14 protein-coding genes are annotated in these 13,209 nt (G+C 40.0%); 6 read left to right on the plus strand and 8 right to left on the minus strand.

Annotated elements, in window-relative coordinates:
• Positions 1-80: 80 nt before the first annotated feature.
• The 5 genes from J690_RS07670 to J690_RS07690 are packed head-to-tail and all read right to left on the minus strand — an operon-like array spanning position 81 to position 4,866.
• Positions 81-1,904, minus strand: a complete 1,824-nt coding sequence (locus J690_RS07670) for an acyl-CoA dehydrogenase (protein ID WP_032035188.1) — start codon at positions 1,902-1,904, stop codon at positions 81-83.
• Positions 1,905-1,913: 9 nt separating this feature from the next.
• The gene (locus tag J690_RS07675; RefSeq protein WP_032035189.1) at positions 1,914-2,375 is read right to left on the minus strand and encodes a MaoC family dehydratase; all 462 of its coding nucleotides are present in this window, start codon (positions 2,373-2,375) and stop codon (positions 1,914-1,916) included.
• Between the two features lie 2 nt (positions 2,376-2,377).
• A complete protein-coding gene (locus tag J690_RS07680; protein ID WP_000154577.1) occupies positions 2,378-3,289 on the minus strand; it encodes an SDR family NAD(P)-dependent oxidoreductase in 912 nt (303 codons plus the stop codon).
• A 44-nt stretch (positions 3,290-3,333) separates the two neighbouring features.
• Positions 3,334-4,089, minus strand: coding sequence for an SDR family NAD(P)-dependent oxidoreductase (locus J690_RS07685; RefSeq protein WP_032035190.1), 756 nt, complete (start codon positions 4,087-4,089; stop codon positions 3,334-3,336).
• A gap of 12 nt (positions 4,090-4,101) precedes the next feature.
• Positions 4,102-4,866 carry an SDR family oxidoreductase gene (locus J690_RS07690; protein ID WP_032035192.1) on the minus strand — a complete coding sequence of 255 codons (765 nt, stop codon included), beginning with the start codon at positions 4,864-4,866 and terminating at the stop codon, positions 4,102-4,104.
• Between the two features lie 179 nt (positions 4,867-5,045).
• On the opposite strand from J690_RS07690, the gene J690_RS07695 reads away from it, so the two are divergent.
• The 3 genes from J690_RS07695 to J690_RS07705 all read left to right on the plus strand — a co-directional run bounded on the left by J690_RS07695 (position 5,046) and on the right by J690_RS07705 (position 7,804).
• Positions 5,046-5,981, plus strand: a complete 936-nt coding sequence (locus tag J690_RS07695; RefSeq protein ID WP_029423797.1) for a LysR family transcriptional regulator — start codon at positions 5,046-5,048, stop codon at positions 5,979-5,981.
• Between the two features lie 93 nt (positions 5,982-6,074).
• Positions 6,075-6,644, plus strand: a complete 570-nt coding sequence (locus J690_RS07700; protein ID WP_032035194.1) for a TetR/AcrR family transcriptional regulator — start codon at positions 6,075-6,077, stop codon at positions 6,642-6,644.
• Between the two features lie 140 nt (positions 6,645-6,784).
• Complete coding sequence (locus J690_RS07705; protein WP_032035195.1) at positions 6,785-7,804, plus strand: MBL fold metallo-hydrolase; 1,020 nt, start codon at positions 6,785-6,787, stop codon at positions 7,802-7,804.
• 57 nt (positions 7,805-7,861) lie between these two features.
• Here the strand turns inward: J690_RS07705 and J690_RS07710 are convergent, their stop codons facing one another.
• Complete coding sequence (locus J690_RS07710; protein ID WP_081405098.1) at positions 7,862-8,230, minus strand: hypothetical protein; 369 nt, start codon at positions 8,228-8,230, stop codon at positions 7,862-7,864.
• A gap of 405 nt (positions 8,231-8,635) precedes the next feature.
• On the opposite strand from J690_RS07710, the gene J690_RS0104075 reads away from it, so the two are divergent.
• Both J690_RS0104075 and J690_RS07715 read left to right on the plus strand, forming a co-directional pair.
• Positions 8,636-9,184 (plus strand): RrF2 family transcriptional regulator, encoded by a 549-nt coding sequence (locus tag J690_RS0104075; protein WP_032035197.1) that lies wholly within the window; start codon positions 8,636-8,638, stop codon positions 9,182-9,184.
• A gap of 157 nt (positions 9,185-9,341) precedes the next feature.
• Complete coding sequence (locus J690_RS07715; protein WP_032035199.1) at positions 9,342-10,547, plus strand: NAD(P)/FAD-dependent oxidoreductase; 1,206 nt, start codon at positions 9,342-9,344, stop codon at positions 10,545-10,547.
• Positions 10,548-10,641: 94 nt separating this feature from the next.
• Here the strand turns inward: J690_RS07715 and J690_RS07720 are convergent, their stop codons facing one another.
• A complete protein-coding gene (locus J690_RS07720) occupies positions 10,642-11,334 on the minus strand; it encodes a type 1 glutamine amidotransferase domain-containing protein (protein WP_005074209.1) in 693 nt (230 codons plus the stop codon).
• 156 nt (positions 11,335-11,490) lie between these two features.
• On the opposite strand from J690_RS07720, the gene J690_RS07725 reads away from it, so the two are divergent.
• Positions 11,491-11,907, plus strand: a complete 417-nt coding sequence (locus J690_RS07725; RefSeq protein WP_002113932.1) for a MerR family transcriptional regulator — start codon at positions 11,491-11,493, stop codon at positions 11,905-11,907.
• Between the two features lie 226 nt (positions 11,908-12,133).
• Here J690_RS07725 and J690_RS07730 read toward each other — a convergent pair whose 3' ends face one another.
• Positions 12,134-13,201, minus strand: coding sequence for a saccharopine dehydrogenase family protein (locus J690_RS07730; protein ID WP_032035201.1), 1,068 nt, complete (start codon positions 13,199-13,201; stop codon positions 12,134-12,136).
• Positions 13,202-13,209 lie beyond the last annotated feature (8 nt).

Here is a 13,209-nt window from a genome sequence, read left to right on the forward strand (position 1 = left end):
GTGATTCTTATTAGGGATTTTCTATAAAATCAGGTTGTTCTCCTTTTCTGTCAAACGGCGCGGTTAAGGAATGGTTCTTATTAGAACCATTCTTCTGACATATTGAGTGGAGTCGTCTCTACCGGATCAAGTACCGCTAACCAACTTATAATTTTCGGCATTTCCCAGCCAAAGAAATAATCACACGCGGCAAGCTTCCCACGCAGAAAATCAGGGTCTGTTGAGTTCGGCATGAGTTTATGAATGATTACCGCTTGATCAAGCCATAACCAGCCCACCACAAGATGTCCAAAAGCTTCTAGATAATTGGCGGCATTTGCCAGTTGAAGTTCTACATCGGTTAAGGCATGCAATTTCTCTGTTACATTTCGGATGAGTTGCCACTTTTGGTCTAATTGATCTGCATGATCTTTTAAAGAAGGCTCAGCTTTGGCTTGTGCGATCGTATTCATGATTTTTTCATGTAATAGCTTCATCGACAGTCCCTGATTAAGACGAGTTTTTCGTCCTAATAAATCGAGCGCTTGAATGCCAAATGTTCCTTCATGAATTGGGTTGAGTCGATTATCCCGATAAAACTGTTCAATATTATATTCACGGGTATACCCGTAGCCGCCATGAACTTGAATGGCTAAATCATTTGCCACAAGCCCCCATTCAGAAGACCAGCTTTTCACCACTGGTGTTAATAGATCAAGTAATTGATGGGCTTGATTGCGCTTCTCGGCATCTTCAAGCGAGTGAATATCATCGGTTAATCGGGCTGCATATAGACACAGTGCCAACGCACCTGAGACATATGATTTTTGCGCCAATAGCATACGGCGAACATCCGCATGTTGAATAAGCGGAATTTGTGGAGAACTTGGATTCCGTTCACTACGAGAGCGACCTTGTACTCGAGTTTTTGCATAATCTAAAGCATGAAGATAACCTGTATATCCCAATGCTGCTGCCCCAAGTCCAACCGAAATTCGGGCTTCATTCATCATATGGAACATATAGGCCAGCCCTTTACCAGCTTCGCCGACTAGCTCACCAATAGCACCTGCTTCTCCTTCGGGTGTGAAACGACCTTCCCCAAAATTCAGCACACAATTCACAGTTCCCCGATAGCCCATTTTGTGGTTAATTCCAGCTAATACCACATCATTACGTTCACTTGGCTGTCCATTTTGATCGAGTAATTTGCGCGGTACAGTAAACAAAGAAATGCCTTGCACACCTGCTGGTAATTGTCCATTTTCATCTGGAATTTTTGCCAGAACCAAATGAACAATATTGTCAGAGATATCGTGCTCGCCACCTGAAATCCACATTTTGTTTCCAAACAAACGATAACGACCATCTTTTGTTTTAATCGCACGTGTACGAATATCAGCCAGACTTGAACCTGCTTGAGGTTCAGATAAACACATCGTTCCGAAGCATTTGCCTTCTATCATGGCGTTGACATAGGGTTTAACTTTTTCAGGTTCTCCATGAGCCATTAATAAATTTGCATTACCAATGGTTAAAAAGGCGTAGCCCGCAGTTCCTGAATTGGCACCGAGTAGATATGCCATACCTGCACGCTCGATGGTATTAGGTAAGTTCATCCCATTCCAATCTGACGGAAACGCTGCACTCATCAAACCTGCTTCAGCAAAGGCCTTTAGCGCTACCCCTACTTCAGGATTGACAGTTACACGTTCACCATCAAAAACAGGTTCGTTACTGTCATTTTTTTTATTATGAGGAGCAAATAAATCGGTTGCCAAAGCCTCGTAAACGTTTAAAACAGACGTATATTCAAAACGGTCCTGTCCTGCAAAAGAATTGCGTTGGCTGAGTTCTTCAACTTTTAGCCAATCGAATAGCAAAAAATCGACATCACGGCGAGAGAGAATTAATTCATTGCTCATGGTTTATTCCTATACATTTACAAGTGTAAGCCACTCAGCCACAAGTGCTGGTTTTGCCTGATCTTCGATTTCAATCGTGACTTCCATGATCAACTGATAACTTCCCTTATTTTTTTGGGAAACATTTTTTAAGTGAAAATTTCCACGCACCCGCCTACCGCTATGTACAGGATTAATAAAACGCAAATTATTGATGCCATAATTCACGCCAGATTTCTGCCCCTGTACAGTCGGCAACACCTGAGCGGCCATCGCTGAAAGTAAAGAGAGTGTTAAAAAACCATGGGCAATCGTGCCACCAAAAGGTGTCTGACGAGCAGCTTCTTCATCCACATGAATAAATTGATGATCTTGTGTGACATCTGCAAAGGTATTAATCATGCTTTGATCAATGGTCATCCATTGCGAGCTACCTAATGCTTGGCCTTGCAACTCAACCAGTTGGTCGATGCTTAATGTATTTTTTGTCAAAATTATTCTCCTGCCATTAATGAAGCTTTTTTCAGCTCAAGCTCACCTTGAGCGCCTCCTCTGACAGGCACAAACTCATCTGTTCGGTCTGAAACATCAGCTAACCGTTGTGCTAAGACATGCGGAACTTGTTCATCCGTACCTAAATAAATTCCTTGCGTAAGGGTAATGTGGGCAGCTTCAAAACTACCTGCGCCCGCACAAAGAATCATACGGGTAGGTGCATCTTCGCTAACCAAAGTCGCGATTGCAGGACTGACCGCACTTGGAGCAAGAGCTTTAAGAGCTTCTTCGGGTAATAATCCTTCAAGCATACGAGTTGCAGCTGTTGGTGCTAAACAATTCACCCGAACATTAGATTTTTCACCCTCTAAAGCCAGTGTCTGCATGAGCCCAACCAATGCCATTTTTGCAGCACTGTAGTTGGACTGCCCAAAATTGCCATATAGACCAGAGGATGAAGTCGTCATAACGATACGACCATATTTTTGCTCGCGCATGATATCCCATACCGCTTTAGTGCAATTTACTGCCCCCATCAAGTGGACATCAATCACGGTACGGAAGTCATCTAGTGACATTTTGCTAAAAGTTTTATCTCGAAGAATTCCAGCATTATTAATTAAAATATCTACACGTCCCCAACGGGCAATGGTTTCATCTACCATCTGTTGAACTTGTTCAATATCAGTGACTGAAGCACCATTTGCCATCGCCTCGCCACCAGCCGCAATAATTTCATCCACGACTTTTTGGGCCGCCATGGTTGAGCCACCTTTTCCGTTTACATCGCTACCAAGATCATTCACGACCACTTTTGCACCCAAACGAGCCAGTAACAATGCATGTTCCCGCCCTAGACCTGCGCCTGCACCTGTAACAATAGCCACTCGATTGCTTAAATTAATTGTCATGATTTTTTCCTAAACATATGAATAAGATGTATTTAATAAATGTTTTAATAAGCTGTCACGCCGCCATCAATTGCAATGGCTTGACCTGTGAGATATGAGTTTTCTTTGGCACACATCATCAGCATTATTGCCACCACTTCACTTGGATGGCCAAGACGCTTCATTGGCGAGGCCTGCGCTAAAAAGTCTTGTTTCTCTTTGAGTTCACTGTCGACCACCATCGGGGTGGTTGTATAAAATGGACAAATTGCATTAACTCGAATGCCTTTATTTGCATATTCAACCGCTGCTGTTTTGGTTAATCCCACCACAGCATGCTTTGCCGCAGCATAGGCAGCCAATTTGGGAGCAGCGCCTAAACCTGCAACAGAAGCAACATTCAGAATAATGCCCCCACCTTGTTGCAACATCTGACGAATTTGATGCTTCATTCCAAAGAACACACCTTTGGCATTGACGGCAAAACTCAAATCCAGATCTGCTTCATCGGTATCAATAAAGCTTTTCATAGGTGGACTCATACCTGCATTATTGATCCCGACATCGATTCTACCAAACTGAGTAACTGCACTTTGCACCAAAGCCTGTACATCTGCTTCACAGCTGACGTCACACACTTGCGCAACCACCTCCACTCCTGTTTGGCGTAGCGGTTCAACTACAGTATTTAACCCTTCAATATTCAAGTCACCCAACACTAATTTTGCACCATACTTTGCCAGTTGCTCTGCCAGCAATGCACCAAATCCACTCGCCGCACCTGTGATTAAGACCACTTGGCCTGAATAATGTTCATACATTGCTATTCCTCCCTAAATAGTTAAACCGCCATCAACCACAATACATTCACCATTGGTGTAACTCGCAGCATCGGACACTAAATAAAGTACAGTTCCAGCCATTTCACGTGGTTCTGCGTGGCGGCGTAATGGAATTGAATTCATCCAGCTTGTATAAATATCTTCATTTTCAAATAGTGCCGAAGCAAATTTGGTCTTGGTAAGACCCGGCAATAAAGCATTCACTCGAATGCCCAATGGTCCACATTCTTTTGCAAAGGCTTTAGTCATATTCACCACCGCAGCTTTGGTAATAGAATAAATACCTTGCCGATCTCCTGGTTGCAGGGCATTTACAGATGCGGTATTAACAATTGCACCGCTGCCCTGTTCTTTCATTAATTTGCCCGCTTCAATAGACATGAAGAAATATCCACGAATATTGACTTCAACCGTTTTGTTATAGGCCCCAATATCCGTATCAAGAATATGCCCAAAATAGGGATTGGCGGCCGCATTGTTGACTAAAATATCTAAACGACCATGTTCTTTACGAATATATTCAAAAATTTCTGCAATATCTTCGAGTTTACCCACATGGCAAGCAAAAGCCTCCGCCTTTCCATTTGCTGCAATAATTTCATTAGCAACACGTTGGCAATCTTCAACTTTCCGACTAGAGACAATTACATGTGCGCCTTGTTCTGCTAAAAGTTTGGCAATTTCCTCGCCAATACCACGGCTTGCACCTGTAACTAAGGCTATTTTTCCAGTCAAATCAAATAAATGTGTTGCCATATCATTTCCTTATGTTCATAGGTTTTATAAAAATTAGTTGTAACCAACGCTTTCTAAATGCTGTTACCGCAAGCGCTACATTCAAAATTCACGGTTTTAATCACTCTATTTCTTACGCTATTTCCTGACCATATCTAACTTGTTACAATGAATAAAATGAATTGTTTGAATAACAAACTATGAATGAAATGAATAATAATATTGCCTCTCTTGCTCGTATTGACCTAAATTTATTTCGTGTATTTGTGGCAATTTATAAAGAAAAAAATCTAACACGGGCCAGTGAACAACTTTTTCTAAGCCAACCGGCTGTTAGCCATGCATTAGCTCGTTTACGCGATCATTTTAATGACCCATTATTTATTCGAGATGGACACGGTGTTGTTCCATCACCTTTAGCCAAACGTTTATGGCCTAAAATTGAACAGTCATTACAACTTATGCATCAAGCAATTCAGAGCACACATGACTTTGTGCCAGCACGAGATTTAAAGCATCTCACAATTGCTATGAATGATGAGTATGAAGGAATTTTTTTACCCTCTATTATTCAGCACTTAACTCAATTTAATCCTAATTTACAGTTAAATAGCGTACGCATTGATCGTAAAAACTTAAGACATGAGCTTTCTACTGGGAAAATCGATTTTGCGATTGATGTTCAACATTCGGTTGAAGATAGCATTGGTTATGAATGCCTTACTAAAGATCAATTTGTAGTAATAAGTCGTAAGCAGCATCCCTTATTATCCAAAACGAACCTAACCAAAGAAATTTATTTAGAAGCTAAGCACATTACAGTGTCCTCTCGTCCTACAGGTCGTGTTTTTGAAGATTTTTTCTTATCCAAACAAGGTATCAAAAGAACAATTAGTTTCCGCTGCCAACAATATGAAACGGCAATCCGTTTAATTACACAAATGGACCATTTACTCACGATTCCTCAATGTCAAATTGCTCATTTTAAAGATAATTACCCTCAAATTAAGGTGCATCCGCTACCGATAGATATTGTTGGATATCAGATGAATTTATATTGGGATCAGCAAAAGTCCCATGAACACCAAATCGTATGGTGTAAGAGTCAAATATTGCAGCTTATGAATAGTTTATAAAATAGTAAATTTATGACAGTAAAATTCTATTTCACTTGCACTGCTCATATTTTTATGTATGATTGAGTAATCACTCAATTAATATTTTTGTATATGGCTCGTCCACGTAGTGAAGATAAACGTAATGCAATTTTAAGTGCTGCTATCGAAACATTGGCAGAGCTTGGCGAGCGTGCGTCTACCTCAAAAATTGCCAAAGTTGCTGGCGTGGCAGAAGGTACTTTATTTACCTATTTTAGTAATAAAGAAGAGCTGCTGAATCAGTTATATCTTTCACTAAAAGCTGAGTTACGTCAGATGATGATGCTTAGTTACCCTGCTGATTCTGACCTACAAACACAAATGTCGCACATTTGGCAAAGCTATTTGGACTGGAGTTTAGAAGCTCCCCTTAAACGTAAAGTAATGGCGCAGCTTTCAACATCGGAACAAATTACTGAGCAAAGCAAACAAATTGGCATGCAAACCTTTTGTGACCTGACTCAAAACATTCAAGAATGTATTAATGATGGCAAATTAAAAGATTACCCGCCGTTATTTATTGCTTCAATTTTAGGTGCGCTTGCCGAAGTTACACTCAATTTTATTGCCCAAGACCCTTCTCAAGCCGAGCGTTATCGCAAATCAGGTTTTGAAGCCTTTTGGCATGCAGTTTCAATATAGACAAGAGTTAAGGATGCACGGCGTCCTTATTTTTGAATGAATTAATGAGTGAGTAAATACTCATTTAAATAAATCTAAATAAGCACTTAGCCCAAGTTCTTATTTGTACATATAGGTTTGTTCCAATAAGGAAAAACAAAATGACTATTTCAAGCACAACAGACTTGCCTACTCCCTTAATGCCATCTCAGCAACACAATGGCAAATTTAGAAATACGCGTCCAAACCAACACCAGCCTTCTTTTGGCAAAACGCTTCAGCTCATGTGGAAGTTTTTATTTAACAAACCAAAAGACACCGTTCCAAACAGAGAAATTCATGTTTTAAGTTTGTCGAAAGAACAGTTGTTAAGTGCACCCGATCGCTCTCTATTTCGTTTAGGCCACTCAACCATTTTGTTAAAACTGCAAAATGAATTTTGGTTAACCGACCCTGTTTTTTCGGAGCGTGCCTCACCTTTTCAATGGATTGGTCCAAAACGTTTCCATCAGCCACCGATTAGCATTGCAAACTTACCACCCATTAAAGGCGTGATTTTGTCCCATAACCATTACGACCACCTCGACTACCATGCAGTCATGCAACTTAACGATAAAGTTGAGCATTTCTTAACACCGCTTGGTGTGGGTGATACGCTCATTAAATGGGGAATTCCAGCAGAAAAGGTTCAGCAGCTCGACTGGTGGGATACCACACAGGTAAATGGACTAAAATTAGTTGCTACCCCTGCCCATCATTTTTCAGGCCGTGGTATGGGCGATAGCAATGCGACGCTTTGGGCTTCATGGGTGGTTATTGATAATGACTTACGTGTATTTTTTAGTGGAGATACGGGATATTTCGATGGGTTTAAAGAGATTGGACATCGTTATGGCCCTTTCGATCTCACCATGTTAGAAACGGGCGCTTATGACCCTGAATGGCCTGATGTTCATATGCAGCCAGAGCAAACTTTACAAGCACATATCGACTTAAAAGGACGTCATTTGTTGCCTGTGCACAATGGTACTTTTGATTTGGCACTTCACGCTTGGGATGACCCGTTTGAACGTATCGTCGCCTTGGCTCAACAAAATAATTTAGCGATTAGTACACCTCAAATGGGTGAACTCTTAAACTTAAATGAGCCGAATGTTGAGAATTATTGGTGGCGTTCGTAAGTTTGAAGAAATTATTTGGAGAGTAAAAGAATGCTTTTTCTCTCCAATATTTAAATTTTAACTTTTCTTATGTGCCTTCCAAGGAAACTTAATTGTGCACACAACAAAAACCAGAAATAAAAATTGGGAAATATACATATAGTTGAGCAAGTCTCGCCCTACCTTTAATGTAATCCAAGTGTTGTGAATGACATCACTAAATATAATAAGAAAAGTTAGAATTAAGCCGATACGAGGTCTATAAAATAGAAGAATTGCAGCAAGTGGATCAATAAACGTTAAAGATGTCCAATAAATACAAGTAAATAAAGGCGCATTGTTATAGTCCCAAAACAAACCATGCATCAAAACTGTTTGTAAATGGTTGAGCCCTGCACCGATAAGGCAAAGTGCATAAATACATCTAATAATAAATTCAGTTTTCAAAACAAATCTCTTATTCATTCATCATGCTATGTAAAAATATTTTTATTCAGATAAAGCTATTTAATATTTTAAGTAAAACAATCTATGTAAATATAATTTAAATAACTCTATAAATAAATGATAAATGCCTATCCCGTTTCATCTATCTTACTTATAAGTGGTGAACTATTTGATTAAACACCTGTTAGACATTCTTACGATTAAGAGAACTTAATAAAATATTTTTTATAAATTATTAAAATCTGTTTATTTAATAAAATTTAAATTATTCAATTAGATACATTCATAGTTAACACTTTTAAATAGCCTTCTTTAAACTAGGACTAACTTTGTCTTAGTTTTATTGTTGACTTAAAACACAGACTACATTAGTCTGTGTTTGTAATTGATCAATTATGAAATTAAATGGCTTATATCACTAGTAGCGTCGAGTATGCGATTCATTGTCTTCTTTTTCTTGTGAACAATGAAGATAAACCTTTGAGTAGTAAGGATCTTGCTGAATTACAAGGAGTCTCTCCGAGTTTTATGGCCAAGATTTTTCCTAAACTTGAAAAGGCAGGTCTCGTTATTGCTCAAGAAGGTGTTCGTGGTGGATATTTACTGGCTCGATCTGCTCACGAAATCAGTTTTTTAGATATCGTGAATGCAATTGAGGGTGAAAAACCGCTTTTTGAGTGCCAAGAAGTTCGTGGAAAATGTGCAGTTTTTAACAATGCCCCGCCAGATTGGGCAACCAGTGGTGTGTGTGCAGTGCATGCAGTCATGCTACAGGCCGAAAAAGCCATGCGAGACGCTTTAGGTTCCCATACACTTGGCGATATTGCAGACCGTTTTGGCCGTTATGCACCTGACGTGTTTTTTAGTGATGTAAATGGCTGGATCAATGAACGCATCGAAGGAAGAACAGCAAAAATGCGTAAAAGTAAAATATCGCGGGATACTCCCGACTAATGAACTGATAGGGTTCGTACCCTAACATAAAATTCCCTTAATTCTTTTTAAACGCCTTCTCAGATTTTTCGGACAATCAGGGAAAGGACTCGCTCACCCTAAATTTTGTGATGAGCTGGAATGTGTTGTCCGAAAAATCGATCAAAAGGATAATCAAATGAGTAAGCGTATTATTATTGCTGGTTCTGGCTTTGCTGGTTTATGGGCTGCACTTGCTGCACAAAGAGCAATTCACTTAGCGTCGCAAGAACAAAACATTGAGGTGCTGATGGTTTCCCCTAGCCCAAATATTGGGATCCGTCCTCGTCTTTATGAAGCTGTGCTTGAAAACATGAACCCTGATATTTCAGAGTTATTAAGTGTGGTGGGAGTTAAATTTCTGGCAGGTTGGGTAAATAAAATTAATGCCGATCAACAAACAATTGAGGTTTCAACCACCAATGGCAACAAACAATCCTTTAGCTATGACCGTTTTATTCTGGCAACAGGAAGTACGACGTTTATGCCACCTATACCCGGCCTTACCGAATATGGCTTTAGCGTAAGCACCCTAGAAGATGCAGAAAAACTGGACCAACATCTTAAAAACTTAGCCCATAAACCCGCAAATGCGGCACGTAACACTGTAGTTGTTGCTGGTGGTGGTCTTACGGGGTTAGAAACCGTGACCGAAATGCCTGAGCGTCTGCGTAGCATTTTAGGTGAAACTGATGTCCGTGTGGTTTTAGTTGATTCCTCAACAGAAATTGGTGCAGCAATGGGTGACCAAGCTGCGACTGTTATTCGAGAAGCCCTTAACGAGCTAGGTGTTGAAGGTAAAGCTGGGCTAAGAGTTACGGCGTTAGATGCCACTGGCGTAACGCTTTCTAACGGCGAAAAAATTGAAACAGAAACCGTGATCTGGACTGCGGGCATGCGAGCCAACCCACTCACCTCCCAAATTGCTGGTGAAAAAGATAATTTGGGTCGTTTGATTGGGGATGCTTATTTACATGCACCTGAAGCAAAAAACATTTTTGTGACTGGTGACACTGTAAAAGTTCTAACCGATGATTTAGGCAATTTTAATGTGATGTCGTGTCAGCATGCTATGAGCTTAGGCCGTGTGGCGGGGTATAACGCTGCGGCAGAATTGGTTGATTTACCACTTCATCCATACAGCCAACCGAAGTATGTCACTTGTGTTGACTTAGGTCCTTGGGGTGCACTTTATACCGAAGGTTGGGATCGACAAGTTCAATTTGTGCGTGAAGAAGCGAAAAAAATTAAACAGGAAATTAATACTGTCTGGATTTATCCACCAGTTGCAGACCGTGAAGCAGTTTTTGCAATAGCAAACCCTGATTTTGTGATTGTTCCTTAAATTTAACCTCGTAGGATCAATCCATTTATTTAAAAACCCTAAAAGTAAGCCCATCGCTGGTCCTACTTTTAGGGTTTATATTTGAATTACTAAATTATGACTTTTCTAGCTCTTCTATTATCGCTAAAGCCGTCTTTTTAGCTGAAAAAGGGTTTTGACCGGTAATTAATTTGCCGTCTTGAACGACGTATGGTGCAAAAGGAATAAAAGCTTTTTCATAACGAGCGCCATATTCTTTCGCTAACTCTTCGGCATTGTACGGCACTTTTTTTGCCACCCCTGCCAAAACCTCTTCACTCCATGCAAAGCCTGTTAACTTTTTGCCTGTTATAAGTCGGTCACCATTTGAAAGTCTGACATTGAGCAAGCCACAATAGCCATGACAAACACTCGAAACAATGCCGCCCTTTTCATAAATGTTTTTGGTGATTTCTTGAAGTTCAGGATTATCTAAAAAATCCCACATCACCCCATGGCCACCTGTGTAATAGATCACGTCATAGTCTTGCCAATTAATATCGGAAGGCTTAAAGGTATTTGCCAGCAGCGTAATAAAAGCCTGATCTTTTTCTCGGTCTTTAACAGATTTATCTGCCACTAAAGGCACAAGCGATTTTGGTTCAATTGGAGTTTTTCCGCCATTTGGACTCACAATATCTTGCACATAACCTTGTTTTTCAAACTCATCATAGGCATGGGTGAGCTCACCTAACCACAGTCCTGTTTGTTGATCTACATCCTTATAGCGTGAAACATTAGTCACGACATGTAATATGCGTTTAGACATTTTCTCACCTCATTTTTCATATTTATAATTCTATTCTTTCGTCTATCAAAGCATAGAAAGTTGTTACTGAAAGTGTGTGCTTGGTAAAGTTATGAACCTTGCTTTTGTGTTACTATAAGTCTAAAGTTAGCTTGAATGTCAAGAGAGTATGTAGCTATGAATATTAGCGAGTTATCGAAATTAAGTGGTTTAAGTACTCCTACTATTCGTTATTACGAGCAAATTAAACTCTTGCCTAAAGCCAAAAGAAAATCGAATGGCTATCGTGAATATACCGATAACGATTTGAAACAACTTTCTTTAATCCAGCAAGCCCAGCAAGTTGGGTTTTCCTTAGCAGAAATTAAAGCATTTTTGCCATCGAAAGTTGTCGCTTGGGACCATGATGCTCTCATTCAAACGATTGAAACCAAAATTCAGGAAATAGAAATTTTAGAACAAAAGCTAAAAGTCAGTAAGCAAAACTTACATACCATGATTGAAGCTATTAATAACAAACCAGATGAAATTACATGTGAGCAAAATGCAGAACGTCTGATGAATCTCTATTTTGACAACGCAAAAACACCATAATTTCAATTAGAGTTAATCGCTCTCGCGTTGTATAGATGGGTACTGGTATCAACTAAGTAACCACAGCATTTAAGTATCATTTTATAAATCTAAAAAAACGAATTACGGACCCACGCTGTAATTCGTTTTTTCATGCAAATACTATAGAAAAAAATCAGCCAATCTTTTGATAGTGAAAACCTTACTCGGGACCATCAATAAATGTGCTGTTTTAATAAAGGCTTTATTAATTAATGACCAGTGGACCAGAACCCGGTAGTTCGGTCACTAGCTTATAACCCATCAATTTTGCAGGTGTGTATGTACCACCCTTAACGGTATTTTTGAGCAAATAATTCACTACAGTCAGTGAACCATTTACCGTAAGGCTATAAGCGTTTTCCGTTTGGATACGGGCGGTTTTGATTTCCCCACGTGAATTTCTTGCTTCACCCCAAACATAGGTGGGTACTTTTGCGCGAAGTTCATCATTTGGCCCAACAACCGTTTTTTCAATACGCGATTTAATAAACTTCTGTACAGCATTTAGTTTTAATACTGGGCGTAAATAGTTCATCATTTTCGCGCCCATAATCATTTTGGGAAATGCAGGTACAAATACTTCAATGTTTGGAATACCTGTTGTATAGAAAGCTGTAGATACGTCTCCCCACGGAACACTCATGGCACTTTTTTTACCGTCACCAAAATCAATGGTACGCACATAATGGGCTAATGGAACGGTGGTAATTTTTCCGTTTTTACGAATTTTTCCACCTTCGGCCATGCCTTCTGTACTTGTTTTAGCTGTACCTGGTGAAAACCCTGTTCTAGAGTCAAAACCAAGCGCTAAATGAGTCGCATCTGGCAATGCTTCTTTCAGTGCAGCAGCAACACAATCTGTCGGGATCACATCGAAACCGACACCCGGACAAAGCACAACATCGGCTTTTTCAGCTTGGCTGTTAAGTGACTGTGCCAATTCAAATACGGCGATTTCACCAGTAATATCTAGATAGTGAGCACCAGCCTTTATACAAGCTTCCATCATGGGTTTTGATGTTGCTGAAAATGGCCCTGCACAGTGCATCACCAATTTAAAGCCTTGGAGTTGTTCACTTACCGCATTTATGTTATCCAGTCCAAAAGCTTTATAGTCGAGTCCCAACTCTTGAGCTAATGTTTCAACCTTAGCTTTGTTACGACCAGCCAGAGTCGGTTTTAGACCTTGGCGTACAGCTTCACGAGCGATTAACTCGCCCGTGTAGCCATTTGCTCCATAAATTATCCAGTTTGAATCGTTAGGATTTGTCATAACACAAC

Origin of the sequence: Acinetobacter sp. 742879 (assembly GCF_000588535.1) — a bacterium.
GTDB classification, from domain to species: domain Bacteria; phylum Pseudomonadota; class Gammaproteobacteria; order Pseudomonadales; family Moraxellaceae; genus Acinetobacter; species Acinetobacter pittii.

Coding starts and splice junctions, on each gene's coding strand:
- J690_RS07670 (WP_032035188.1), bottom strand. CDS start 1,904: ATGAGCAATGAATTAATTCTCTCTCGCCGTGATGTCGATTTTTTGCTA.
- J690_RS07680 (WP_000154577.1), bottom strand. CDS start 3,289: ATGACAATTAATTTAAGCAATCGAGTGGCTATTGTTACAGGTGCAGGC.
- J690_RS07685 (WP_032035190.1), bottom strand. CDS start 4,089: ATGTATGAACATTATTCAGGCCAAGTGGTCTTAATCACAGGTGCGGCG.
- J690_RS07690 (WP_032035192.1), bottom strand. CDS start 4,866: ATGGCAACACATTTATTTGATTTGACTGGAAAAATAGCCTTAGTTACA.
- J690_RS07695 (WP_029423797.1), top strand. CDS start 5,046: ATGAATGAAATGAATAATAATATTGCCTCTCTTGCTCGTATTGACCTA.
- J690_RS07700 (WP_032035194.1), top strand. CDS start 6,075: ATGGCTCGTCCACGTAGTGAAGATAAACGTAATGCAATTTTAAGTGCT.
- J690_RS07705 (WP_032035195.1), top strand. CDS start 6,785: ATGACTATTTCAAGCACAACAGACTTGCCTACTCCCTTAATGCCATCT.
- J690_RS0104075 (WP_032035197.1), top strand. CDS start 8,636: ATGGCTTATATCACTAGTAGCGTCGAGTATGCGATTCATTGTCTTCTT.
- J690_RS07715 (WP_032035199.1), top strand. CDS start 9,342: ATGAGTAAGCGTATTATTATTGCTGGTTCTGGCTTTGCTGGTTTATGG.
- J690_RS07720 (WP_005074209.1), bottom strand. CDS start 11,334: ATGTCTAAACGCATATTACATGTCGTGACTAATGTTTCACGCTATAAG.
- J690_RS07725 (WP_002113932.1), top strand. CDS start 11,491: ATGAATATTAGCGAGTTATCGAAATTAAGTGGTTTAAGTACTCCTACT.
- J690_RS07730 (WP_032035201.1), bottom strand. CDS start 13,201: ATGACAAATCCTAACGATTCAAACTGGATAATTTATGGAGCAAATGGC.